The 25,079-nt window shown below is 57.1% G+C and carries 21 protein-coding genes and 1 pseudogene; 10 read left to right on the top strand and 12 right to left on the bottom strand.

Annotated elements, in window-relative coordinates; translation table 11 throughout:
* Positions 1-14: 14 nt before the first annotated feature.
* The 7 genes from mhpT to J1D76_RS00935 form a co-directional block, all read right to left on the bottom strand.
* Complete coding sequence (gene mhpT, locus J1D76_RS00965) at positions 15-1,220, bottom strand: 3-(3-hydroxy-phenyl)propionate transporter MhpT (RefSeq protein WP_421136581.1); 1,206 nt, start codon at positions 1,218-1,220, stop codon at positions 15-17.
* An 84-nt stretch (positions 1,221-1,304) separates the two neighbouring features.
* The gene (gene dmpG, locus J1D76_RS00960; RefSeq protein ID WP_077431640.1) at positions 1,305-2,324 is read right to left on the bottom strand and encodes a 4-hydroxy-2-oxovalerate aldolase; all 1,020 of its coding nucleotides are present in this window, start codon (positions 2,322-2,324) and stop codon (positions 1,305-1,307) included.
* A 10-nt stretch (positions 2,325-2,334) separates the two neighbouring features.
* Complete coding sequence (locus tag J1D76_RS00955) at positions 2,335-3,270, bottom strand: acetaldehyde dehydrogenase (acetylating) (protein WP_077431641.1); 936 nt, start codon at positions 3,268-3,270, stop codon at positions 2,335-2,337.
* 32 nt (positions 3,271-3,302) lie between these two features.
* A complete protein-coding gene (gene mhpD / locus J1D76_RS00950) occupies positions 3,303-4,097 on the bottom strand; it encodes a 2-keto-4-pentenoate hydratase (protein ID WP_223506446.1) in 795 nt (264 codons plus the stop codon).
* Positions 4,098-4,111: 14 nt separating this feature from the next.
* Positions 4,112-4,981: an alpha/beta fold hydrolase gene (locus J1D76_RS00945; protein ID WP_421136580.1), complete on the bottom strand. Its 870-nt coding sequence runs from the start codon at positions 4,979-4,981 to the stop codon at positions 4,112-4,114.
* A gap of 17 nt (positions 4,982-4,998) precedes the next feature.
* The gene (gene mhpB, locus J1D76_RS00940) at positions 4,999-5,952 is read right to left on the bottom strand and encodes a 3-carboxyethylcatechol 2,3-dioxygenase (protein WP_421136579.1); all 954 of its coding nucleotides are present in this window, start codon (positions 5,950-5,952) and stop codon (positions 4,999-5,001) included.
* 1 nt (position 5,953) lies between these two features.
* Positions 5,954-7,612, bottom strand: coding sequence for a bifunctional 3-(3-hydroxy-phenyl)propionate/3-hydroxycinnamic acid hydroxylase (locus tag J1D76_RS00935; RefSeq protein ID WP_421136578.1), 1,659 nt, complete (start codon positions 7,610-7,612; stop codon positions 5,954-5,956).
* Between the two features lie 134 nt (positions 7,613-7,746).
* Between J1D76_RS00935 and J1D76_RS00930 the strand changes: the two genes are divergently transcribed.
* From J1D76_RS00930 to J1D76_RS00915, 4 genes are all read left to right on the top strand, one after another.
* Positions 7,747-8,523, top strand: coding sequence for a DNA-binding transcriptional regulator (locus tag J1D76_RS00930; RefSeq protein ID WP_421136577.1), 777 nt, complete (start codon positions 7,747-7,749; stop codon positions 8,521-8,523).
* A gap of 623 nt (positions 8,524-9,146) precedes the next feature.
* The gene (locus J1D76_RS00925) at positions 9,147-10,019 is read left to right on the top strand and encodes a TauD/TfdA dioxygenase family protein (RefSeq protein WP_421136792.1); all 873 of its coding nucleotides are present in this window, start codon (positions 9,147-9,149) and stop codon (positions 10,017-10,019) included.
* Between the two features lie 106 nt (positions 10,020-10,125).
* Positions 10,126-10,605, top strand: a complete 480-nt coding sequence (locus J1D76_RS00920) for a 2,4'-dihydroxyacetophenone dioxygenase family protein (protein WP_421136576.1) — start codon at positions 10,126-10,128, stop codon at positions 10,603-10,605.
* 182 nt (positions 10,606-10,787) lie between these two features.
* Positions 10,788-12,317, top strand: a complete 1,530-nt coding sequence (locus J1D76_RS00915) for a 3-(methylthio)propionyl-CoA ligase (protein WP_421136575.1) — start codon at positions 10,788-10,790, stop codon at positions 12,315-12,317.
* Positions 12,318-12,517: 200 nt separating this feature from the next.
* Here the strand turns inward: J1D76_RS00915 and J1D76_RS00910 are convergent, their stop codons facing one another.
* Positions 12,518-13,561, bottom strand: coding sequence for an alpha/beta hydrolase (locus J1D76_RS00910; protein ID WP_421136574.1), 1,044 nt, complete (start codon positions 13,559-13,561; stop codon positions 12,518-12,520).
* Between the two features lie 360 nt (positions 13,562-13,921).
* Between J1D76_RS00910 and J1D76_RS00905 the strand changes: the two are divergent.
* A pseudogene (locus tag J1D76_RS00905) lies at positions 13,922-14,140 on the top strand (AraC family transcriptional regulator ligand-binding domain-containing protein); the annotation flags it as partial.
* Between the two features lie 249 nt (positions 14,141-14,389).
* Positions 14,390-15,253 (top strand): TauD/TfdA dioxygenase family protein, encoded by an 864-nt coding sequence (locus J1D76_RS00900; RefSeq protein ID WP_421136573.1) that lies wholly within the window; start codon positions 14,390-14,392, stop codon positions 15,251-15,253.
* Positions 15,254-15,353: 100 nt separating this feature from the next.
* Here J1D76_RS00900 and J1D76_RS00895 read toward each other — a convergent pair whose 3' ends face one another.
* A complete protein-coding gene (locus J1D76_RS00895; protein WP_421136572.1) occupies positions 15,354-15,599 on the bottom strand; it encodes a hypothetical protein in 246 nt (81 codons plus the stop codon).
* 427 nt (positions 15,600-16,026) lie between these two features.
* Positions 16,027-16,266 (bottom strand): DUF1652 domain-containing protein, encoded by a 240-nt coding sequence (locus J1D76_RS00890; RefSeq protein ID WP_421136571.1) that lies wholly within the window; start codon positions 16,264-16,266, stop codon positions 16,027-16,029.
* An 80-nt stretch (positions 16,267-16,346) separates the two neighbouring features.
* On the opposite strand from J1D76_RS00890, the gene J1D76_RS00885 reads away from it, so the two are divergent.
* Entirely contained in the window at positions 16,347-16,709 is a 363-nt protein-coding gene (locus J1D76_RS00885; RefSeq protein WP_421136570.1) for an AbrB/MazE/SpoVT family DNA-binding domain-containing protein, read from the top strand.
* A gap of 377 nt (positions 16,710-17,086) precedes the next feature.
* Here J1D76_RS00885 and J1D76_RS00880 read toward each other — a convergent pair whose 3' ends face one another.
* On the bottom strand, positions 17,087-17,431 hold the full coding sequence (locus J1D76_RS00880) for a hypothetical protein (RefSeq protein ID WP_421136569.1): 345 nt from the start codon (positions 17,429-17,431) through the stop codon (positions 17,087-17,089).
* A gap of 111 nt (positions 17,432-17,542) precedes the next feature.
* Between J1D76_RS00880 and J1D76_RS00875 the strand changes: the two genes are divergently transcribed.
* The 3 genes from J1D76_RS00875 to J1D76_RS00865 are packed head-to-tail and all read left to right on the top strand — an operon-like array spanning position 17,543 to position 20,921.
* Positions 17,543-19,108: a recombinase family protein gene (locus tag J1D76_RS00875; RefSeq protein ID WP_421136568.1), complete on the top strand. Its 1,566-nt coding sequence runs from the start codon at positions 17,543-17,545 to the stop codon at positions 19,106-19,108.
* Complete coding sequence (locus tag J1D76_RS00870) at positions 19,105-20,016, top strand: ParB/RepB/Spo0J family partition protein (RefSeq protein WP_421136567.1); 912 nt, start codon at positions 19,105-19,107, stop codon at positions 20,014-20,016. Before J1D76_RS00875 ends, J1D76_RS00870 begins: the two co-directional genes overlap by 4 nt.
* A complete protein-coding gene (locus tag J1D76_RS00865; protein ID WP_421136566.1) occupies positions 20,016-20,921 on the top strand; it encodes a plasmid partitioning protein RepB C-terminal domain-containing protein in 906 nt (301 codons plus the stop codon). Before J1D76_RS00870 ends, J1D76_RS00865 begins: the two co-directional genes overlap by 1 nt.
* A gap of 259 nt (positions 20,922-21,180) precedes the next feature.
* Here J1D76_RS00865 and J1D76_RS00860 read toward each other — a convergent pair whose 3' ends face one another.
* Entirely contained in the window at positions 21,181-24,786 is a 3,606-nt protein-coding gene (locus tag J1D76_RS00860) for an autotransporter outer membrane beta-barrel domain-containing protein (RefSeq protein ID WP_421136565.1), read from the bottom strand.
* Positions 24,787-25,079 lie beyond the last annotated feature (293 nt).

Genomic DNA, 25,079 nt, shown 5'->3' with positions numbered 1-25,079 from the left:
TTACGCGGGAGTTGTCAGTCAGGCTGAGCGCCGTTGCGGCGCACTGACAGGTAAAACATCGCGACTGCGGCGATGACGATTCCCGGCGCCGAAGCCAGCATCACTCCGGTCGTGCCGGTGCCCAAGGCGAGCATCTTGCCGGCCACCAGCGGGCCGCTCATTGCGCCGAGTCTGCCGATGGCCACCGCGCTGCCCACGCCCGTGGCGCGCACAGACGGGCTATAGAAATGCGGTGCCAAGGCATACAGCACGCATTGCCCGCCGGTGGCGAAAAAGCCCGCAATGAAACCGGCTGCCAGCATGCTTTCCAGTTGGCTGGCCATACCCAGAGCGGTCAGCGAAGCGAGAATGCCAATATAGATCAGGGCAGACAGGACCCAGGCTGGCAGTCGGTCCATTACCCAACCCAGCAGCAAGGTACCGACCGCAGCACCAAGCTGCAGAGCAAACATCACCCAACTGGCCTGTCGGCCGCTGAAACCCTGGCCGACCAACAAGCTGGGCAGCCAGTTGATCAATATGTACACGACCATGAGCGTAAAGAAATAACTCACCCAGATCATTGCGGTCGGCAGGGCCGCGCCCTCGCGGAACAGGCCCCGGACCACGCCGATGGGGGCGGTGTCCTGGACGCTGCGAAACTGCGCCGATTCCGGCAGATAAAGCCCTAGCAGAGGGACGATCAACAGCGGTACCAGACCACCGACGTAGAACACCACTTGCCAGCCACCGGCCAGTTGAGCGATGCCAATGCCAGCCGCCACCGCAGCACCCAGTGGCACGCCGCAATACATCAGGCTCACGGCCGTGCCGCGCAGACGCGGACCGGCCACTTCACTGGTCAGCGCGATCAAGTTGGGCAATGCGGCGCCCAAACCTATGCCCGTGAGGCAACGGGCAACCAGCAAGCTGTTGAAGTCCCAAGCCATGGCCGTGACTAGCGAGAACAGTCCGAACATCGCTACCGATGCCATCAGCACGCGCTTGCGGCCGATGCGGTCAGCTAGCAGGCCGCCCAGGAACGCACCGGGCAGCAGGCCGAAAATTCCGGCACTGAACACCCAGCTCATGTGCAATTTATCCAGTTCGAACGCGGCCGCCATGCCTTGGGCAGCGATCCCGGAGGCCTGTAGGTCAAGGCCCTCCATTAGGGCCACGAGGAAACACAGACCGATGGTCCGCGTCATGTGCAACGGTGTTGTCGGTTTTAGCGCAGTCATGGGTAGTACCCGTTTTATTGTTGTGTGGGCAAAGCAGGGCCGCCCGACCGCTGCGTGGGCGGTCAGTCGGTGTGGTGCTTGGTGTCAGCGCTTGAGCAGATCCAGCGCAACGTCGACGATCATGTCTTCCTGACCGCCGACCATCCGCCGTTTGCCCAGTTCGACGAGGATGTCGAGAGTCTTGAGGTCATACTTTTCAGCGGCAATTTCGGCGTGGCGCAAGAAGCTCGAATAGACCCCGGCGTAACCCAGTGCCAGGGTTTCGCGGTCGACCCGCACCGGACGGTCCTGCAACGGCCGAACGATGTCATCGGCCGCGTCCATCAGTGTGTAAAGGTCGGTGCCGTGGTTCCAGCCCAGGCGCTCAGCCGCGGCGATGAACACCTCCAACGGTGCGTTACCGGCGCCGGCGCCCATGCCGGCGAGGCTGGCGTCGATGCGGTCGCAACCTTCCTCCACTGCGGTGATCGAGTTGGCCACGCCGAGCGACAGGTTGTGGTGAGCGTGCATGCCGGTTTCGGTGTCCGGCTTCAGCACAGCCTTGAACGCGCGGAATCGATCACGGATGTCCTGCATGTTCATCGCGCCGCCCGAGTCGGCCATGTACACGCAGGTCGCGCCGTAACTCTCCATCAGCTTGGCCTGGGCGGCCAACTGCTCGGCAGGGATCATGTGGCTCATCATCAGGAAACCGACGGTGTCCATGCCCAACTCGCGGGCGTATTCGATGTGCTGCTTCGACACGTCGGCCTCGGTGCAATGGGTGGCTATGCGCACCACCCGGGCTCCGGCGTTGTAGGCCGCTTTCAGGTCATGCACCGTGCCGATGCCGGGCAACAACAGCGTGGTGATTTTGGCGTGGCTAATCACATCGGCGGCGGCCTCGATCCATTCAAGATCAGTGTGCGCAGCAAAACCGTAGTTGAAACTCGACCCTTGTAGGCCATCGCCGTGGGCGACTTCGATACTGTCGACCTTGGCCTTGTCCAATGCGCGGGCAATGTCCTGCACATTCTGGATCGAATACTGGTGGCGAACGGCATGGCTGCCGTCGCGCAGGGTCACGTCGGAGATGTAGAGTTTTTTACCGGGATTGAAAGTCATTTCGGTCTCCTCAGGCGTTCAGCATCGACTGCGCCATCCGCTCGGCGGTGGCCAAGGCAGCGGAGGTCATGATGTCGAGATTCCCGGCGTAAGCAGGCAGGTAATGGGCGGCGCCTTCAACCTCGAGGAACACCGAAGTCTTCAGCCCGGAGAATTTTCCATGACCAGGAATGTTCAGCGGCGCATCTTCATGAATGACGTCGAACTGCACGTGTTGCTTCAGTCGATAGCCCGGCACATAAGCCTGCACGGCGGCCGCCATCTCGACGATGGAGGCCTCGACCAGCGCCTGGTCAGCCGCTTCGGACAATACAAACACGGTGTCGCGCATCATCAGTGGTGGCTCGGCCGGGTTCATCACGATGATCGCCTTGCCCTTCGCGGCGCCGCCGATCACTTCGATGGCCTTGGAGGTGGTTTCGGTGAATTCGTCGATGTTGGCACGGGTGCCGGGACCGGCGGATTTACTGGCAATCGAAGCGACGATTTCGGCGTAATGCACCTTGGCCACGCGGGACACCGCCGCGACCATCGGAATGGTCGCCTGGCCGCCGCAGGTGACCATGTTGACGTTGAGCTGGTCCAAGTTCTGTTCCAGATTGACCACTGGCACGCAATACGGGCCGATGGCAGCCGGCGTCAGGTCGATCAGGCGAATGTCGGGTTTGATCGAGCGCAGGAACGCATCGTTCTTGACGTGGGCACCGGCCGAGGTGGCATCGAAGACGAAGTCGATGTCCTTGAACACATCCATGCGGGTCAAGCCTTCGACGCCTTCGTGGGTGGTGGCCACCCCCATGCGCTGAGCGCGGGCCAGGCCGTCGGAGGCCGGGTCGATGCCGACCATGACCGCCATTTCCAGGTGCCTGGCGTTGCGCAGGATCTTGATCATCAGATCGGTGCCGATGTTTCCGGAACCGATGATGGCGACTTTGAGTTTGTTCATTGTTGTTGCCTCATTTGCACGCAAGTCACCGATCACTCGGCGGTGAACCCAATACCAACCCGACCAATGCCTTCGATCTCGGCCTCGAAACGATCACCGGCGGCGACCGGCACCATCGGCCCTAGTGCCCCGGTGAGAATGATGTCGCCCGCACGCAGCGGATCGCCCAGGCGAGCCATGGTGCAAGCCAGCCAGACGGCCGCATTGAGTGGATGACCGAGGCATTCGGCGCCACTGCCGCTGGACACTTCTTCACCATTGCGTGTCATGCGCATGCTGGCCTGGCGCAGGTCGAGCCCATCAATACGTCGAGCCGGGCCACCCAATACAAAGCAGCCACTGGAGGCGTTGTCAGCCACGGTATCGACGAAGCGGATGTTCCAGTCCTGGACCCGGCTGCCAACGATTTCCAGTGCCGGGACAACCCAGCCGGTGGCCGCCATCACGTCGGCAAACGTGGTGTCGGCGCGGGGCAGATCGTGTTCGAGGATCAAGGCTATTTCCGCCTCGATCTTCGGTTGCAGCACGCGACCTACTTTCACGCTTTCGTTGTCGCCGTAGCACATGTCGGCGAACAGGGTGCCGAAGTCCGGCTGGTCGACGCCCAGTTGCTGTTGAACCTTGGGGTTGGTCAGGCCGATCTTGCGCCCGACCACACGACGGCCGTTGGCCACGCCGTGGGTGACGTTGAGTCGCTGGATGGTGTAAGCGGCCTCGGCGCTGTCTTCACCAATCTGTTCGCGCAGAGGGGCGATGGCTTCGCCATCGGCCTCGGCATGGCGCAGGTCAGCGGCCAGTCTTTCCAGGGTGTGTTGAGTCAGGGTCATGTCAGCCTCGGTGGTCAGTGGGTCAGGAAATCCAGGACCATGCGGTTGAAGGTTTCGGCGTGTTCCCACTGGGCCCAGTGGCCGCAGCGATTGAACACGTGCAGTTGTGCATGGGGCAGGCCGGCCAGAAGGCGCAAGCCGGTGTCCATGGGCACGAAGCGATCTTCGCGGCCCCAGACGAGCAGCGTCTGGGCGGTGATTTCGTGCAGGCGGTGGCTGAAATCCGGAAATTGCTTGGGATTGAGAATGCTGCTCTTGACGAAATTTTCCAGGTGATCGCGGCGCGCCAGGATGTTGTCCAGGCGGGTCTGGAACAGTTCGTCGGTCAGACTGCTGGCGTCGAAGACGAAGACGTTCATCATCTTCTTCAGGTTTTCAATGGTCGGTTCGCGGTACAGCGCGCCGATCAGTTTGATGCCTTCGGTAGGTTGCGGCACGAAGGCGCTTGGGCCGCCGGTGCCGCCGCCCATCAGTATCAGTTTGCCGATGCGCTCAGGGTAGGCGAGGGCGAAGGCTACGGTGCTGTGACCGCCCATGGAGTTGCCGATGATGTGCACACGGTCCAGATCCAGTGCATCAACCAGCCCCTTGAGGGCACGGGCGTTGAGGTCTGAGCGCGAGCTGTCGCAAACAATCGGGTCACTTTTGCTCCAGCCCGGGCAATCCATCAGAATCACTCGGTAACCGGCGGTCACCAACGGTTCGATGTTGCGATGGAAGTTGGCCCAACCGCTGGCGCCGGGTCCGGAACCGTGGAGCATGACCACGGTTTCGACTCCCTGACCCACGTCGTTGTAATGCAGTTGCAGCTTCAACTCGCCTTCGCTAATGTCGACAAAACGGCTGGTAGAGGCTTCGGTGAAAGCTGGCGCAGTGGCAGTCATGGCAGTGTTCCTCGGAATCAGTGGTTGTTGTTCAGCGGCTGGGCGCCAAGGGCGGCGAAGCCTGCGATCCATTCGGGAATTGGGCGGTAGTAGCGCCCTTCGGTCTGATAAGGGCCGAAGGCGCAAAGGGCAGCGAAGGCGGCGACCCAGGTTTTCACTTCGTGAGTGGACTTGCCGGCCAGTTCCGACAGTTCGTCATTGCCCAGGTCATCGAGGTCGCTCAGGCGGCCCTGTTGGAGGGTGTCGAGAAAATGCTGATCCCACGCGGGATTAAGCGGATGCAGACTGTGTGGGTCTTCAACGAAATCCCGGGCGGCCTGGATTACTCGTTTTTGGCGCGCCTGTCGCTCATCAGCCGGCAATTGGCGACCGCTGCCCATCAGTCGATCGGCCATACGTGCATCGACTTTGGCCAGTTCTGGTACCGGAGGTTGATGGGACAGTCCCCCGGAAGCCAGGAACAGCACGCGCTTGTTCAGCGACTGCGCCCACTGGCCGATCGCTTCACCGAGCAGACGGGAACGCTTGAAGCCGGGCAACGGCACGGCGACCGAATTGATGAACACCGGAATCACTGGGCATTCCCTTAAACCACCAAGTAAGAGCTCCAGCGGTTGGGCGAACGCGTGATCGACCTGCATGCGATAGGAAACGGCAGCGTCGACACCGGCATCCAGGACCGCTTGGGCGCAGGACTCGGCCAGCGCTTTGGGTACGTCCAAAGGGCCGGCGGCGGTGTCGAAATCACCGATGGCGTGAGCGGCCATGCCGATGCAGAAGGCCGGCATCACGTCGTAGAAAAAGCCATTGTAGTGGTCGGGGCCGAACAGGACGATCAGCTCCGGGTTGAAGCGCGCGATGCGCTCACGGGCATCAGCGATCATGGCGTCAACCTCGGCCAACACCTCAGGCGTCGGGTCGACGTAGCCCACCAATGGCGTGTGAGACAAGCAGTGCAGATAGGCGCTCATGTCAGGCCACCTTGCTGGCGAGGATCGCCACTTCGGGTTGCGGCAGCGCCTTGAGCGCCAGGGCCAAATCATCACAGGCCTGGCCGACGGTTTGCGGAATGGCCAGGCCGGCGAGGAAGCGATCCGGACGCACCAGGGCGATGGAGGCCGAGCCGCGGGCGAACCATTCCTTGAGGCGGCCGGTGCTGTCACCAATGCGGATCACACCATGGCTTACGTCACTGGCAGCTTTGAGCTGGACGTCCGGCAGCACCTGGATAAAACGCGTGCCCAGTGCTTGCCATTGAGCGATCTGTGCTGGCGTCAGGCCCCAAGTCGGGTCGCAGCCCCAGGCGATAATCGCGAAGTTCTCGCCGATCACCTCATCCAGCAACACGGTTTTGCCAGCTTCGGTCAGTACCTGGGGCTGAATGAACATCTTGCCCACCGGTGAGCCTTTTTCGCTGGGTACGATCAAGGCGCCCTGAGCGTATTTCGGCATTGGCTTGAAGCGCATTTCCACGAAGTAGCGTTTGACGGACGGCACATAGTTGAGCAGCCACGACACACCGTCACGCAAAGTGCCTTGCCAGCGCTTGGGCGGTGCCAGCACGTGGCCGGCCAGCACAGAAAGGTCGATCATCGCCTTGGCGTGGTCGCGGCGTTCTTGTTCATAGCTGTCGAGCAGGCTGTCGTCGGCCAGGCCTTTGATCACCAGTGACAATTTCCAGGCCAGGTTGGAGGCGTCGCGCATACCGCTGTTGTAACCCTGACCCTGCCATACCGGCATGATGTGCGCGGCATCGCCGGCCAGCAGCACCCGGCCCTCACGGAACCGACCGGCCAGGCGAGCGTTGTGGGTATAGACGCGGCTGCGGATCAATTCGATGCGATCCGGATTCGGCAGCACCTTGGCCAGCAGCTTGCGCATGTTCTCGGGTTTGCTCAGTTCGGCTTCGGTCTCGCCAGGCATGACCATGAATTCAAAACGACGCACGCCATGGGGAAGGGCGGCGGAAACGTACGGACGTACCGGGTCACAGCACAGGTAAACATGGGGTGTGCTCAAGGGGTCGTTGGCGATGTCTACGACGATCCACTGATTAGGCGCAGTCTTGCCTTCGAAACTGATGTTCAGACTGCGTCGCACCAGGCTGTTGCCACCGTCGCAACCAATCAGATAACGGGCCTGAAGACGTTCGCCGCGTCCGTTCTGATCCTTGAAGTTGAGCACCACGGCACTGTCACTTTGTTCGAAGCCTTCGAGCTCACGGCCGAACAACACCTTGACGTTATCAAAGCGCTGCAAGCCTTCGAACAATACGCGATCGGCCAAGGGCTGGATGAAGGCGTTGCGGCGCGACCAGCCGAACTCATCCGTCTTGGGCTGTATATCGGCAAAGCAGCGACCTTTGGGGGTCAGGAATCGCATGGCGTGCCAGGGTGTGGTGTGCGGCAGCACGGCGTCGGCCAAGCCAACAGCCTGGAAGGTGCGCAGGCTTTCGTCGTCCAGGCCGATGGCGCGGGGGTAGTTGATCAGGCTGTCGAGCTTTTCCACCAAGGTGACGTTCACACCACATTGGCCCAGGTAATTGGCAATCATCAAGCCGACAGGACCGGCGCCGACAATGGCAACGTCGGTGGTCAGGTCCAATGTGGATGGAGTGGGTGCAGGACTCATGGATATCTCCGTACAGCGCTTTTGGATTTCTTGTTGGGCGCAGTATGGAAATCACGAAGCTGGTCGACAACGACAACAGCTGTTAGTGTGCACTAGGTGCACATCGTTGATTTATAACAATAATTGAGCAATTCATGAGCGAAACAGAATACAAGTCCGTCCGTGGGCTGATGCGCGGCCTGGCTCTGATCAATAGCTTGAACCGCTTCGATGGCGGGGCCAGCACGGCGCAACTGGCCGAGCAGAGCGGACTGCATCGCACCACGGTCCGACGGTTGCTGGAGACCTTGCAGGCAGAAGGTTATGTGCGGCGCAGTGATTCAGATGATAGCTATCGACTGACGTTGAAGGTACGCGAACTCAGTGAAGGTTTTCGCGATGAGCAATGGATCTCCTCACTCGCCGCACCCTTGCTCGGTGAGTTGCTGCAGAAAGTCGTCTGGCCCACCGACCTGTGCACACTGGACGGTGACGCCATGGTGATTCGCGAGACCACTCATCGCTTCAGCCGCCTGTCGTTTCACCGCTCCATGGTCGGCCGGCGTCTGCCCTTGCTAATGACCGCGACCGGTCGTGCGTACTTTGCATTCTGTCCACCCGCCGAGCGGGAAGAGCTGATCGAATTGATGATCAGCCGCGAAGATGAACAATCGGCGCTGGCCGCGGATCGTCGTTTTGTCGATCGGCTGGTGGAGCACACTCTTACCAAGGGGTATGGCGAAAACAACTCGCACTGGGGGTTGGAACGCAAGATCGCCGCCATTGCCATACCGGTCATGCACGAGGATCGGGTGATGGGCTGCCTGAATCTGGTGTACATCGCTAAGGCGATGCCCATTGAGGAAGCCGCCCGCCGCTATTTGCCGGCGATGCAGGGCGTGGTGAAACAGATCCAGGCTCAATTGGGCTGATGTCGCCTGCGTCTGAAAGCCAGCTTACTGGGTAAGGCTTATTGGTTTTGGGGTAGCAGAACATCGACTAAGTCGCCTCTGATTAAGTAGGCAGTCGGGGACCGTCCACTTTTGGCCGATTTCTGACCATCATGAGAAGCAGAAAACAATCCAAAGCTGACGGTGGCGACAGGCAAAAATCGGCCAAAAGCAGTCAATCGGATTTATTTAGCGGCGTGTAGAAGAAGCTGCAAAACGAGAGATCCGGCTACCGCAAACGCGCCTCTTACGACTCCTGATGATAGGCATACCGTTAACCACCAGGGTTATCGGCCCAGCAGGAAGACTGCGCCGGAGCATCGACATCATTCAGCCAGTCCTAATTGGTCTGCTCGATGTCCCATTATGCTAAGAAACTGTCCCGCCGCGCCCATAGCCTCATGCCCAAGATACCTACTATAGGACCAGTACCCTCTGCTCATTCAGCGAGAGTCAGTTACCTATACGGGTGCACATATTGCGCACCGCCGTACAAGCACGGACTGGAGACAACAATGACAAAAATCGCCGACATCCCAAACAACCCTTCACTAGTATCGCCCTCGGCGCCGGCTATCATTCGGTCGTCGGTGCGCCAGCATTCGATCAAGGTGGAGCTGTGCACGCCCGCCATCGGCGCCGAATTGAGCAACATCAATCTGGTGGACGCGACCCATGATCCGGAGATGATCGCGCAGATCCGCGCTCTGTGGCTAAAGCACAAAGTGCTGTTCTTTCGCGACCAGAACATTACTCCCCTCGAGCAACAGCACTTCGCCGCGCAATTCGCTGAACTGGAAGCCCATCCCTTGGCGCCGAGCCACCCGGATGCGGACAAGCTGCTGATGCTGTACCGCAATCTAGACCCGAGCAAGCCCAAGAGTTATGTTGAAAAGGCCAGCCGCGAAAATCTCTGGCATGCCGATGTTACCTATAAAAAAGCACCGCCGCGCGGAGCGGTATTGCGCTGCGAAATGGGTCCTGACACCGGCGGAGACACCCTTTTTTCCAACATGGTGTTGGCTTACGAAAACCTGCCAAACGCCATTAAGCAACGGATCGAGGGTCTGTACGCCAAGCACGGTTCCGAGCAGACCTTTGGCGCCCAATTGCCCCGCGAAGAACGTCACGCCATGGCCGTTAAAAACCCTTCTGCTGAACATCCGGTGGTGCTTATCCACCCTGAAACCGGTGAAAAAGTGCTCTTCGTCAACTCGGCATTCACCACCCATTTCTCGAACTTCTTCAACTTCGAGGACATCCGCTACGGCCAGGATTTCATGCCCGAAGCTCATCACCTGATGAACTACCTGACCTCCCAGGCCGCCATCCCGGAATACCAGGTACGCCTGAAGTGGCGCACCAATACCATTGCCATGTGGGACAACCTACAAGTCCAGCATTACGCGGTGGCTGATTACGGCAATGCGCCAAGAAAGATGCTGCGCGCCACACTCTCGGGCACCTCGCTTACCTGACCCAGACTGCCTGACCGACAGCCCGCCGCCCCGACCATCAATGATGGTCGGGCGAGCCCGGCCGCCGAAAAATGTCCGATCACAACAATAATCAACGGAGTTACCTATGCTCTACGAACACGTCGACACCGCCGTAATCGATGGCGAATCCCTGCCTTGGATTCCGTTTACCCCTTATGCGGAAAACGTGCTGCTCAAGTACTTCAAGCTAGACCCGATTCGCGGCGAATGGATCGTCATGATGAAGGCGCCGATCGACATGCAGCTGCCCAAGCACCACCACACGGGGACGGTGATGGTCTATACCTTCGAAGGTCAGTGGAAGTACAAGGAACATGACTGGGTCGCCGGCCCGGGGAGCATCGTCTACGAGACAGCCGGGTCGACTCATACCCCGGAAGTCGTCAGCACCGGCAATGGCGACGGCTATGTGCTCACGCTGGTTCAGGTCAATGGCGATCTGGCGTTTCTTGACGACAACGACAACATCGTCGCGCTCGAAAACTGGAAGTCCGGGCTCAAGCGTTATCTCGCCTATTGCGAGGAGCATGACATCGCGCCAAAAGATCTCACAGCATTCAATTAATCTGAGTTCCAGGAGAACTCCCGGCATCCCTCGATTCAAGGGGGATCCGGGACAGTCACCTGATCGCAAAAATCCAGGGGAGGAAAACAGGCTGTCACGGTTAGCGCTCCTGATGTGGAATCTGACAAGGACTTGGCCGCCTGCTCGCCCCCCGGATCACAAAATAAAAACGGAGCGATGCCTTGAACGGTTTGATGATGCACAAGCAGCTATTGATCTCCTCGCTCATTGAGCACGCCGATCGCCATCACGGCGATACGCAGATCGTGTCCCAAAGGGTGGAAGGTGATATCCATCGCTACACCTTCCGTGATTGCCACAGTCGCGCGCGCCAGATGGCCAGCGCACTCACCCATCTGGGCGTCCAGCCGGCCGACCGAATCGGTACGCTGGCCTGGAACGGCTATCGTCACCTTGAGTTGTACTACGGCATTTCCGGTATGGGCGCCATCGTGCATACCATCAACCCGCGCCTGCATGAAGACCAGGTGGCCTACATCGCCAATCATGCCGAAGACCAATACATCTTCTTCGACCTGACCTTTCTGCCGTTGATCAAACTCATCGCTGACCGCTGTACGACGGTCAAGGCGTTCATCGCCATGACCGATCAGACGCACATGCCCACAGATGCCGGTATCGACAACCTGCTGTGCTATGAAGATCTGCTTCAACAAGATTCCTGCGACTACGCCTGGCCGGATCTCGATGAGGATGCCGCGTGTACGCTCTGCTACACCTCCGGCACCACGGGCAACCCAAAAGGTGTCTTGTACAGTCATCGCTCATCGCTGCTGCACACTTATGCGGCGGCGCTACCTGATGCCCTGAATTGTTCGGCGCGCGACGTCATCCTGCCGGTTGTGCCGATGTTCCATGTCAACGCTTGGGGCCTTCCGTATATCGCCTGTATGGTCGGCGCAAAGCTTGTATTTCCGGGACCTGCGCTGGACGGCAAATCGCTGTTTGAGCTGCTCGAAGCCGAGCAGGTGACGCTGTCTGCCGGCGTACCGACGGTCTGGCAAGGCCTCCTTGGGCATCTTGAGGTCACAGGACAGCGGTTCACCAGCATGAAGCGCACCATCATTGGCGGCGCAGCCTGCCCCACGGCAATGCTGCACAGGTTTCAGGAGATCTTCGGCGTAGCAGTGCTGCACGTCTGGGGGATGACTGAACTGAGCCCGATTGGAACCATTGGCATGCTGAAGGCCAGGCACCTTGATATGGCCCCGGCAGCGCGTAATGCCGTGCAATCCAAACAAGGCCGGGCGGTGTTTGGCGTCGACATGAAGATCGTCGGTGCGGATGGACTGGAGTTGCCTTGGGACGGCGCGACGTCAGGAGACCTGATGGTGCGTGGCCCTTGGGTGCTACGCGACTATTTCCGAAACGAAGGTGACTGCTCGCCACTGCTCGAACACGCAGGCCAGACATGGTTCCCGACCGGCGATGTAGCGACTATCGATGCCGATGGCTTCATGCAGATTACCGACCGCAGCAAGGATGTGATCAAGTCGGGTGGCGAATGGATCGGCTCCATCGACCTGGAGAACATTGCGATGACCCATCCCTCAGTCTCCCAGGCTGCCTGCATTGCAGCCAAACACTTGAAGTGGAACGAACGCCCGTTGCTGATCGTCGTCAGGAACGCGCATGCAGCGCTGACGCGGGAAGAACTGCTGACCTTTTACGAAGGCAAGATTGCCAAGTAGTGGACGCCGGATGATGTGGTCTTCGTCGACACGATTCCACTGAGTGCTACGGGCAAGATCCTGAAGAACCGTCTGCGCGAGCAGTTCGGCGATCATCTGCTGGTCAAGGCTGTCGGCTGAGCGTTGCAGGGGATCCGTCCAGAGCAATTCATGTGTGGCCGCGAGTGATCGCGGCCACACACAGTGCAAAATCCTCGCGCCTACCGCTCCAACTGCTCAAGAAACTCCAGAAGCAAATCATTGACCTGCGCGGGGCTTTCTTCTGCGGCGCTATGCCCCACACCCGCTAGCAGAACCTTTTTGCGTAATGCGGGCAGATAGGCATCCATCTGGTCGTAGAGACCACGGATTTCGACCGGCTCCAGGGAAGGGTCGGCAGCACCACCGATGAACAGGCTCGGCTGGCTTACCTTCGCGCCGTCGAGAAACGCGGTGATTTCCCAATTTCGGTCGCGACAGCGGTAATAGTTCAGGGCACCGGTAAACCCCGTGCGCGTGTACTCGGCGATGTAGAAGTCGAGCGACTGCGGGCTCAACCAGGACGGAAAATCCCCCTTTGGCTCGGTGAAGGCATTGAGAATGGGTTCACCGGCCTCGACGAACAGACGCCAGCGTTCGGCACCGACGGCGCTGCCTGAGATCGAGTAAAAGACGCTGCTCAAGGTCTTGCGCGGATCATGGGCCAGTTCGCGATCCGGCTTGTCGAGCTGCTGGAAATACAGGTGGTGGTAGACCCTTCCTTTCGCCATGGCCTGCAAACCTACGGTCGGTTTGACCTTGCCGCGCGGCGGTATCGGTGTATTGAGCATCACCAGGCCACGGAACAGATCCGGTCGTAACAGGGCCGCCGCCTGGGCCACCCAGGCACCCAGGTCATGGCCGATGATGGCCGCGGACGTTTCGCCCAAGGCCGCCATCAAACCCACCATGTCACCGACGGCCTGGCTCATGTCATAGGCTTCGATGGCATCGGGTCGGTCCGATTGCCCGAACCCTCTTTGATCGGGCACGACCACTCGATAGCCGGCCTCGGCCAATGCCACGATCTGGCGCCGCCACATGTACCACAGGTAGGGGAAACCGTGCAGCAGGATGACGAGCGGGCCCTTCCCCTCGTCGATGTAATGCATGCGGATGCCATTGAGTTCGGCAAAGCAGTGATTGAATGCATCAGGATCATCGGCATCCACCTGCGCCAGTGCAGCGAGCGGCTGACCGACACGCATTGAAGTGCGCGTATTCATTCTCTACCTCGATCTTATTAGTTGTGTGGCTGAAGGTAGCTCTCAGAGCGGGTCGCTCACTGAGCTTCGCAGGACACAATCTTGTGAAATTGGGACAGCGCGAACGTCTGTGGATCTGCCTCTTCCGCCGCCAGCCCTGGCTCGCCCGCAGTGTCCCAATACGCGAAAAAACTGTTCCACCCTGCCCATAAAGTCGCGCTCGTACTCCCTAGAATGTGACCGCGCTTCCTGGTCTGCCCCTACGCCAGACCAGGGTTGAAGATCGCTAGCGCAGTCAGTACGTCCACACGCGCCGTTTTCTCGCTCATCACGCTCGATGAAAAAGAAGCGCCGCCATCGGCAGAGGAAGGTCTCCTAGTCATGCCCAAGCTTGTTCGCCGCCGTCTTGGCCAAATACCTGGAAGTCCCCAGGGCCTAGGATTCAACCCGCGTGACGTGCTGGCAGTTGCCGGCCTGAACAGGGCTCAGCTGCAAGCCCCCGAGTACCGCATTCCGATTGATGCCGCCGTGCGCCTGCTGGAAGATTCGGCCACCGCCAGCGGTTGCCAGACCGTCGGCCTGAGCATGGCCGAGTCGCGTTAACCGTAAGAGCACATCGTCGACTTGCCTAAGGTCACCCTTCCCGCACTGTCCCAGCACGCGAAGATATTGTCCCGCAATGCACAGTATCTCGATCTCGCTCCCCTTTAGTATCGCCAGCGGATCGCTAATCCCACCCCGCGTGTCCGAACACTCTGGATCAACAATAAAAAAGCGCCGCCCTACATCGAGGCACGACTTCACTTGCCACGTCCACGGCCCGGCCAAGAACCATCGAATGGAGACGCAATGCGAGTCGAACAATTGACCTGTGCCATCGGCGCGGAACTGCACGACGTGAACCTAGGCGACGCAGTGCGTGATGACGGATTGTTTAGCGAAATTTACGCAGCATTATTGAAATACAAGGTGCTGTTTCTGCGTGACCAGGATCTGGACAAGCTTTCACGCCGCGATCACGAAGCGTTCGCCATGCGCCTTGGCCAGCTTGAAACCCACCCGATGCTCCCCAGCCACCCAGAGGCCCCGGGTCTTGTGCAGATCTACAAGACCCCGGAAAACCCGGCGGATCGCTACGAGAATGCATGGCACTGCGATGCCACCTGGCGTGAATCGCCTCCGATGGGGGCCGTGCTGCGCTGCATCGAATGTCCACCGACAGGGGGCGACACCATGTGGGCCAACATGGTACTGGCCTATGACAAGCTGCCCACAGATGTGAAGGAGGAAATCGAGAGTTTGATCGCCAGTCACAGCTTTAATGCTTCCTTCGCTGCCGCCATGCCAAAGGAAAAGCGCTTGGCGATGAAGGCGCAATACCCGGATGCCGAGCATCCGGTCGTTCGTACCCATCCCGAAACTGGCGAGAAAGTACTATTCGTCAATGCCTACGCTACGCATTTCGTCAATTACCACGCCCAAGGACGTGTCCGTGTCGGCCAGGACTACAACCAGAAAGGCGTCGACCTGCTGAAGTACCTGATTAGCCAAGCCTACAACCCCGAGTACCAAGTGCGCTGGCGGTGGAAGAAAAACAGCGTGGCAATATGGGATAACCGCTGCACCCAACACTATGCGGTCATGGATTATCCACCCTGCCATCGCAAGATGGAGCGCGCGGCCATCATCGGCGACAAACCCTACTATCAGTAAAACGATCCAGAGCCCGGAGACGCTTGCGAGCGTCTCCTTTGGGTCGAGTCCAGCCTTCAAGACTGGCTGTAATCGGCCGAAAGCCGCTGCTCCTTGCCGGTTATTCTGCGGGTGGTATAAGACCGCCGGGCGGACGGCCATCGAGGCACGGCATAGGATCTGTTTCCACCGCATAAAGCAGCGCGGCCCACGCGTCATATGCAACCTTCTGGCGCATCGCCGCTTCATTCCATCTAGGGCCTGATACCTCCGCAGCTACCACTAGCATCATCAAGTGGTTGGTCGCTGCATCGAGGTCCAGCAAGAGCTGGTGAGATTTGAATCGAAAATCATCGATGTCGACCATGAAGTCACACGTTCGGACGGGACTGGTTCGGTACTTCGAACCGTTATTCCTCTGGTTCAAGTGTGGTCAAGATCCTGAATTTAGAAAGCCCGTAACGTAACCAAGCACTTACTGCCTATGATTCTCATTCAAGTAGCTAAACAACCAAGTGGCTGGTGCCGCGGCGAGTGGCTTTTTAAAAGGCTTAGGGTTCCTGCTTCCCAGTCACGGATGACGCCAATGGATTGCTGAGCACCCACTTCATTTTCTTATGCGCCTTGGACTCACGATCAACTGCAGCGTCCCATCGCTCCCCGAATGCCTTCCCCGATCTAACCAACGCCATGACGTCCTCGGTCGCAGCCCCCAGTTCCGCACCGGCCCGTGCCAAGTCTTCTTGAAATTTTTCATTCGACATTTTGGCTCTCGGGAGAGGTTCTAAGCGGCCTTAGGTAAAATTCGTGTTTTTAATGGCCATCTCACTACGTAACTCACCGATGAGATTCGCGATCGCTTGACTCGATGTCAGTTTCTCTGTGGTGACGGCTGTAACCAGTAACTCAACCTTGCCAGACGACGGATCAAACACCCTGATCATCAATGACCCATCGGGATTTGCGGTGCAGGTACATGAAAGCGGTAAAAAACCGCGCTCAATGATGCTACGTAGTTCGAGGATTGAGATCATGACTTACGTCCCCGGAGTCAAAATGGATTGGATAACCCTGAAATAATAGTAGTGTTACCGGCATCCCGCCTGAGGAAAAGTTGCTACTTGCACCAGACGAGCAGCTTCTTTTCATCGAAGTCCGCTATGGGTCGATTTCTGTCTGTCACGACCGGCACGAAGCGGCCATCAGCAGTCAGCATCACGCTTCAACTGGCGAAGACATTGCGAGCATAATGAATCATGCCCGCCAAGACCAAAGTGTGAGTAACGTCATGACCGAAGCCCAGCGCTGGACAGTGAAATGCCAAGACCCTGCGGATGGAAGTGGCGACGTCATCATTGACTTGCCGCCGGACCTACTGGCCAGTTTAGGACTGAGCATCGGCGACGTACTGACCATTGAAGTGATCGGCGGCGCGATAGTTCTGACGCCGAAGTCGAGCGACTTAGCTACCCCCTGAATCGTGCCGGCGCGCTTTACCTAATCTTCAAACGGGCAAATGCGAACGGCACATCTGAGCGGCGGCGTTTGGGCACTGATCCGGCGGCGAAAGTCCGTATGGGATGTGGACTCAACCGTTCGCGAGGGCAGCAATCGACCGATTCTGTTGGAAAAGTCGGCCATGGTTTTCTCGGCAGAAAAGTACGCGCGTGAGATTGAAATTTTTACTTTGAGCAGAGGAGTCGGGGCTCAGATTTCGCGTAGCGACGTGCATAAAGGGCGTTTCCAGCGGTCAGCAGGGGACCAGTCTGGAAAAACCAACTTTTTCAACAGAATCGGCCAAAAGCAGCCACTCCAACAAGTGAAAACTTTTTCTTTTACGTCAGGTTGCAACGATCAATCTTTGAGCGTTAGGCACGAATCAATCCTCTCTAACGCCATCTGAAGCTTCTGCCTGAGCAACGGGAGCTCCGATGCAGTCAATGCATGCGGTCTTCCTGCCATTCCGAGAAACGCGGCTAAGGCGTGGTCAGAGTGCTTCACCAGTGCCACCAAATGCTCGCCTCTCGGGCCATTACTACCGGCCAGCCAATTCTTAACTGTCCGCTCGTTCGCGCTCGTCCAACGCATCAATGTTTTTGTCGCCTGATGCGTTTCACCAAGCTCCGCATGAAGTGCTTTAGCAATCTCCGCTGCATACTTCTCTGGAGCCAGAAAAGATTTGCCCGTTTTCGTGAACATTTTTCTCTCCTCGGTCTTCTACCTTCAATAGAGCTATTTCGAAAAACGTGGCGACTAATCGCGGCTTTGAAATCGCCCTAGTAGCCATGGGTTAGATTGAGGATGTTGTCGATGCACACGCTCATTGGCGCGGGTGATGCTCACAATGGATCAAGCGCGACCTTGGCAGCCGCGTATGTCCGCATGTCCACCGAGCACCAGCAGTACTCGACCGAAAATCAGCTCGACGTCATTCGTATTTACGCGGCCACCCACGCCCTTGAGATCGTTAAGGTCTACACGGATATGGGTAAAAGTGGCCTGCGCCTGGAGGGTCGGGATGCGCTGAAGCAACTGTTCTTCGACGTGGAGAGTGGTCGTGCCGACTATTCAACAGTTCTGGTCTACGACGTCAGCCGCTGGGGCCGCTTCCAAGACCCAGACGTAAGCGCCAGCTATGAAGTGCGATGCAGACAAGCAGGCGTCTCGGTTCAATACTGTGCGGAGCAATTCACCAACGATGGTTCGCCGGTATCCAACATCGTCAAAAGCGTGAAGCGGATGATGGCGGGTGAATACAGCCGGGAACTCTCGGTGAAGGTTTTCGCAGGACAGTCTCGGCTCATCGAGCTTGGTTATCGTCAAGGTGGGCCAGCGGGATTTGGACTCAGGCGGCAATTAATCGACAGCACCGGTTCACCCAAAAACGAACTGAGCCTAGGTGAACATAAAAGCATTCAAACAGACCGCGTAATTCTAGTACCTGGCCCACCGGGCGAAGTCGAAATGGTGTTGCACATCTACCGATTGTTCGTGGAGGAAGGCAGAAGCGAGCGTGAGATCGCCGATTGGTTAAATGCTCAAGGCGTGCTCAATGACCGTTCTAGAAAATGGTCTAGGGGCACCGTGCACCAAGTACTGATCAACGAGAAGTACGTCGGCAATAACGTGTGGAACCATAGCTCGTTCAAACTTAAACAGACACGAATCCAAAACCCGCCTGAAGAGTGGGTTCGGGCGAATGGTGCCTTCAGCCCTATCGTCAACTCGATCCTATTTCAAGCCGCCCAGTCGATCATTCAAACGCGCTCGTATCGAATGCCCGATGAGGAGATGCTGCACGTATTGAAGGCCATCTATGAACGTCGCGGTTTTTTGTCGGGTCTTGTTATTGATGAGGCAGAGGGTTGCCCTTCAAGCAGTGCCTACCAGCATCGATTTGGAAGCTTGCTTCGCTGTTATTCCCTAATCGGTTACACACCTGCGCGCGACTACCAATACATCGAAGCCAACAAAAGACTTCGCGAGATGCATCCTTTGCTGCTTCAGCAAACCATTTTGAAAATAGCAGAGGTAGGTGGCGATGTTACGGTTGATCCGAACACCGACCTCATGCTGGTTAACCAGGAGTTGTCCATTTCTCTCGTGCTATGTCGCTGCCAGGTTTCAAACGCTGGCTATAAGCGCTGGAACATTCGTTTCGACTTAGGCCTGAACCCTGACCTGACCGTCGCCGTACGAATGAAAGAGCTCGAAGAAGCAGCTCAGGACTACTACGTCCTACCCGCCATCGACATGGCATCCCCTCAATTACGTCTGACGGAAAGCAATCAGGCCTGCCTCGAGATTTACCGGTTCGAGACATTGGACATCCTCTCGGAACTGACGCGCCGCGCTGATTACAGGAGAGTGGCATGACAGTAATTCAAACGCCTCGCAGAGCCCGGATGCATGTCGCGGAGGAGTCGACGATTCGCCTCATTCCACTGGAAGACATCCGTGTACTCAATCCCCGGGCACGCAACAAACAAGTCTTCGCCAAATTGGTCGAGAACATCTCAGCCTTAGGCCTTAAGCGTCCTATAACGGTTGCACCCACAACCAATGGCAACGAAGCGTTTGAGATAGTTTGTGGCCAAGGTCGCTTTGAGGCATTTCAAGCATTAGGTGAGCAAAAAATACCGTGCATCGTTGTGAGTGCTAGCGAGGCGGATCGATACCTGATCGGACTGGTGGAGAACCTGGCGCGCAGGAAACATTCCAATCGCGAGCTTTTGACTGCGATCCAAATTCTTTCAGAACGCGGCTACACCTGCCAGCAGATAGCCGGAAAAACCTGCCTCGATAGTGGCTACATCCAAGGAATTCTATTGTTGTTACGCCAAGGAGAAGAGCGACTAATTGCTGCCGTCGAGAAAGGATGGCTGTCCATAAAGCTAGCCATAGACATCGCCCGTTCTAAGGACAGTGAAGTCCAACAAGCCATGATTGACGCCTACGAAAGCGGTCTACTGAAAGGCGAGCAGCTGATGAAGGTACGCCGTTTGATTGATAGACGGAAAATCTTCGGCAAGCAGTATGGACAAATGCCCGCGAGCACGGAGAAGACGACACCTCAGAAGCTCCTTAACACCTATCAAAAGGAAGTACGGCGTCAGAAAGTCATGATCAAGAAATCGGACATCAACGAGCAACGGCTGCTGATCATCGTTACGGCCATGCGCAAACTGATGGCCGATGACTACTTCAGCACCCTGCTTCGCAACGAAGAAATCCCTGATTTACCCAAGCCGCTCGCAGACCGGATATTTGGGGAGAAGCAGTAATGGCAGAGATCAAGCAGGCTTTTGAGCAACGTGTCATTGCGATTCCAGTGGAACAGATTCTTCCATCACGGAAGGTCGATCACCTGATGCCAGGTAGTAAAAAATACGCCAGTATATTGAGTTCGATAAAAGAACTAGGCGTGATTGAACCATTGGTGGTTCATCCCAAGCAGGTCATCGCTGGTGGGATATCTTCGTTCATGTTGTTGGATGGACACCTTCGGCTAGAAGCCCTCAAGTCACTCGGTGCGACTGAGGCCCTTTGCCTGATTTCTACGGATGACGAAGGCTTTACCTACAACCGCCAAATCAACCGGCTAACGCCGATCCAAGAACATAAAATGATCGTCTCTGCGTTGAGAAAGGGTATCGAAGCCACTCGTATTGCATCAGTGTTAGGGACCAATGTGGATCGAGTCCACGCACGAGAAAATCTACTGCGAGGCATCGCACCAGAGGCAGCGGAAATGCTTAAGGTACGCATGGTGTCGCAGGATGTATTTCGCTGCCTTCGTCAGATGAAACCAATCCGGCAGATCGAAACGGTTGAAATGATGATCTCGGCCAATTGCTTCACCAGGAATTACGCCCAAATGGTGTTGGCTGCGTCTCGTCCCGAGATGCTAATTGAGCAAAAGAAAAAGCCAACCAATGAAGTCAGTGCAGTAGACATTGCACGCATGGAGCGGGAAATGGAAAACCTGCAGCACGACTACAAACAAGTCGAAGATACCTTGGGTGAAACGATGCTGATCTTGGTTGTGGCCAAAGGTTATCTGATGCGTCTTCTTCGAAATCAAGCCATTGCTCTCTACCTGACACACCACTATGCAGAACTGCTTGAGGAGCTGGTCTCAATAATGGAGGCGGTGACATCAGATGCCCGCCAGCTAGAGCGGGAATAGCACTACGGCATTAAAGAACTACGCTGTTCTTTTCCAAGGAGGAATTGAGATGTCCAATGCAGACCTGCTCCCTTCACCGATTAGGCAGTTTTGGATGACCGACTTTTTCAACAGAATCGGCCCAAAGCGGTCATCGAGTGCGTACAAAACAAGGGGCGATTCATTCAGCCGTCGGGCGTACTCCCCGCACGCTCTCTGACTCAGCCGATTTGAACGTCTGCTTTTGGCCTATCACGCCTTCTTTTGAAGAGCGCCCTATTTAAAACTTGATCTTGAAACCCACCATGCCGTCATAGCCTCGGCTGCTGTTGTCAAATGCCTGGCGATAGCCCGTCGATACGGTGAAGGTGGTTCGTGCATTGGCCTGGTAGTCGACGCCCATGTTCACTTCGCCCCAAGTACCGTTCAAATCCGACTCGAATGGCACGAAGCCGTTCTGTGACGAAAACTCGGTTTTCGGTTGCCCTTTAAACTCGTGCCAGACGCTTGGACGGATCCAGCCATTGGTACGCCGAGCAGTATTGTCGGAACCTTGCGTTTCCCAGTCTTTGGCAAAGCGTACACCGAGCCTGCCGATGAGCGAGTCGATGTCGTCGAAGCGGACGTCGGCGGCCAGGTCGTCGCTGCTATCGAGGTCGATCCGACTGTAGATGACTTGCGCCTGAGGCTCGATGTAGAAGTCCTTGTCCGCCTTGATCGGGTAGCCGCTTTCCACGGAGGCGGTATAGCCCCAGCCTCGGGTTTCCAGCTTTTTCAGTTCGTTCGGTTTGGCTTCGATATCGAAGCGATGAAGTTGGACCACCCCATCCACGTACCAACCGGACGGCTCGAAATGCGTCCAGTAACCACCCAGGCTGTAAGCGCGCAGGGTGTCATCCCCGGCGCTCACATTGGAATGTTTGACGCCGCCGTCGATAGTGCCAATGGCCAGCGAAACGCCCGCCTGATCATGGCTGCCATCCACTTCGACATTTCGATACAGGTCCGTGCCAACTTGAAATGCCGTCATATCGTAGTTGTATTCAGGGGTTTTCCCGGGAAACAAACCCTGATCGCCATCCTGTTCGCCGCTGCGATAAATCACGCGGCCCCACCCCATGGACGGGCCGTAGGTCTTGTCGTCATCGGTAGGCAGTGGTTCGTCGTTATTGAGGCGCTCCTCGCCAACCCGCTCGTGCAACGTGTCGACAATATTGCGGGTGTACACCAGGGCCAACGCAGGTATCGCGCCATACAAAGACGTTTGTGGTCGGAAGTTCGGAATGCGCGGCGTCGGCTCGGGTGGTACTGGCGGGGTCGGCTCAGGAGGTACCGGCGCAGGTGGCCCCGGAGGCGTAGGTGGCACGGGCGGAGTAGGTGGTACCGGAGGTGCAGGTGGCTCCGGTTGCAGATCCGAGCGCAGATAGAAGGCTTGTCCATTGCTGCCATCAGCGCTGGAACGATGCAAGGTATACTCATAGGGGCCGGCGTAAACGGGGGCCGCGAGGGCGAATGCAGTTGCGGCTGTGGTGCCGCTGTTGACGGCATCCACGACCAGAATACCGTTACCAGTGGTCAATGCGCCTCGACCCGCGGTGTTCTTGATACTGAGGGCGCTGTTGCCGGTCGCGGTGCCACCATCGATCACCAGTTTGTCAGACGGTGAACTGTCGTCGCCCAACAAGGTATTGAGCGCCAGGGTGCCGTTACCACTGTAGTTGTTGACGGTCAATGTCTTGAAGGCGCCACCATTGGGCGGGGCAAAATCAATCAGGCTTGGATCGTTGACCAGGTTCGAGAGGTTCGAGTCGCCGGTCAGATTCCATCGAGCGTTTTGCAACGTCAAATTGAACACCGAGGTGTCGGTGCGGGTGGTGGTGCCCGTGAAGACCGAACCGGCGGCCATGTTCAGGTTGAGTTGTGCCGTGTTTTGCGATTGCAAATCGGCAGCGACATCGAAAGGACCGCTACCGGTCACCCGAGAATTGCCACTAGCCAAAATGCCTTTGGCAGCGGGGTCGACGACTCGCAGCTTGGCTCCACCAGTCAAATTAATCACGCCGTTCTGATCGGCGAAAACATCGTGCGCACCGGCGCCGGAAGTTTGAATGGTTGCTAGACCTCCTACGTTGACGGTCCCGTTGTAGGTCGTACCGCCCGCCGTGGCGCTGCTTGCCTGAATCCCGTACGCATTGGCACCGACCGTGATGACATTCAGCGCGGCCTGTACATCGACAAGTCCACCTGTAGCACGTACGCCGCCGGCGCCATCCTGATCGGTCGTGATGGACAGCGGCCCACGAAACGTCGTGGTGCCCGTAATCGCGTTATTGACGCCCCAGGCTCCAACGGTTTCATTAACGATGGAAGATAAAATGCCGTTGAAGTTGCGGAACCACGTCACGCTGCCTTGGCCGCCATGGGTTGTGATATTGACCGAATCGCCAAAGGTAAAGGTGCCCGTGCGACTGTCGTTATAGACACCATGGGCGGCAGCCCCACTGGTTTCAATCGACGTCGGCCCCGCGAAATTCAGTATTGCGCCATCCCCCTGAAGCCGGCTGTAGCTGGTGTTCCATAAGCCATAAGCTGACTCACGGGTTTGGCCCGAACTTCCAACTGCGGCAATGCCTCCGACCGTAGTGACGGTGGTGGGCCCGGAAACAGACAACGAACCGTGGGTGGCACGCAGACCTGGTGATGCCGCTCCCGCCAGTGCATCTATGGAGGAAGGATCAACACCGGTGACGATGGCCAGTTTGCCCTGAAGATTCATCGTACCGTCGTCGAGTCGAATCCCGAAAGCTTCCCGGCCATGAGTGGCAATAGCGGTATCACCCACAATATTGATCGTGGACGTCGGGGCCGTACCTGTCCATAGCCCATAACCTCGACCTTGGTTGGCCGACAGTTGAAGATCGCCAATGACGGAAATTGTGGAGGCATCAGCTCTCAACCCGGAGGCCTCATTGACGTTGTTGATTCCGGCGTTCTGCGAGTTGAGCAAACTTATTTTATAGAGTCCTGAACCATTAAGGGTGATAGTTGAGCTGGCGTTGGCAAAAACACCCGAGCCGGCAATACTGTCCACGTTAATCGTTGAAGTGGTCCCCGCAGGCGTTGTTACTGTGAGCGCACCACCCGTTGTTTTAACGCCATCCATCCAGGTGTTCGCTGTCCCACCGGGTCCTGCGTTAACTACCAGTTGTCCATTGATCGAGGCATTGGAGTTCGTCGACAGTATGCCTGCGCCACCACTGTTAATGGTGGTATTGCCGTTGAGCGTTGCAGTGCTGTTGCTCAACGATATCCCTGTGGCCGGTGATGCGATCTGATACACAGGTAAATCAAAAGGGTCACTGGCGTGATCCAAATCGATGGGATCAACACCGCCCAGATTGGGATAACTGGGCAATGCGACAAACAACGGTACTAAACTCTGTTGTGAGTTATTGGTCACCACCGTCAAATTATTCGCCGTCAGATTGCCGGTGTTACTTACCAAAACCCCGGTTCCGGTTTCGTCACGAATGACGACATTGTTGAGCGTCAACTTTGCATTGGCGCCTTGGGACGCTACACCGATTCCAGCACCACTGGGTATGGTGACTGTACTGTTGGACAGATTGACTGTGCCGTTGGCACCGACATTAATTCCTGTGCTCGTCGTGCTAATAGTGCAATCCGATTCATTGACGTTCACACCACTACCTGCGGCAATACCGCTCCCGGTCGCTGGACAGGCTGCAAAAGCCGCAGGACTACCCCATATCAAAACGATTAATGAGCAAGGGGCGAGGGCGAGCCAGGACTTTGAGGCAGTCGTGTGTGGATCGCCGTGAAATAAAACCGGTAGAAACTGGCAGTCTTCATTGGATGACTTCATACCAGAACACTCCGTGTCCTATAGCTGCATAATGTGTTCTCGACACTGCATTAGCTAAGTTTGCAATGCCGGACTGCATCCATGGCGCGTAGTTTGTAGTCTTACAGTCCAGACCATTGATGCGGTTATGTCCAGCTTGATACTGATCAATTGATAAAAGAGTTGCTTGAAGGCGAGGTTGAGATTTAGCCCACCGCCTTTTGCCTCGGCAGCATGAAACGGATGCACCGTCTCGAAGCCTGTTGCTCAATAATATCTGTGGCCGAAAAGGTGTCGGGACTTTTTCGGGGATT

The organism is Pseudomonas sp. NFX15 (assembly GCF_049132105.1).
Lineage (GTDB): Bacteria > Pseudomonadota > Gammaproteobacteria > Pseudomonadales > Pseudomonadaceae > Aquipseudomonas.
Note: the sequence above shows the minus strand (reverse complement) of the source record. Positions and strands in the feature narration are given on the sequence as shown.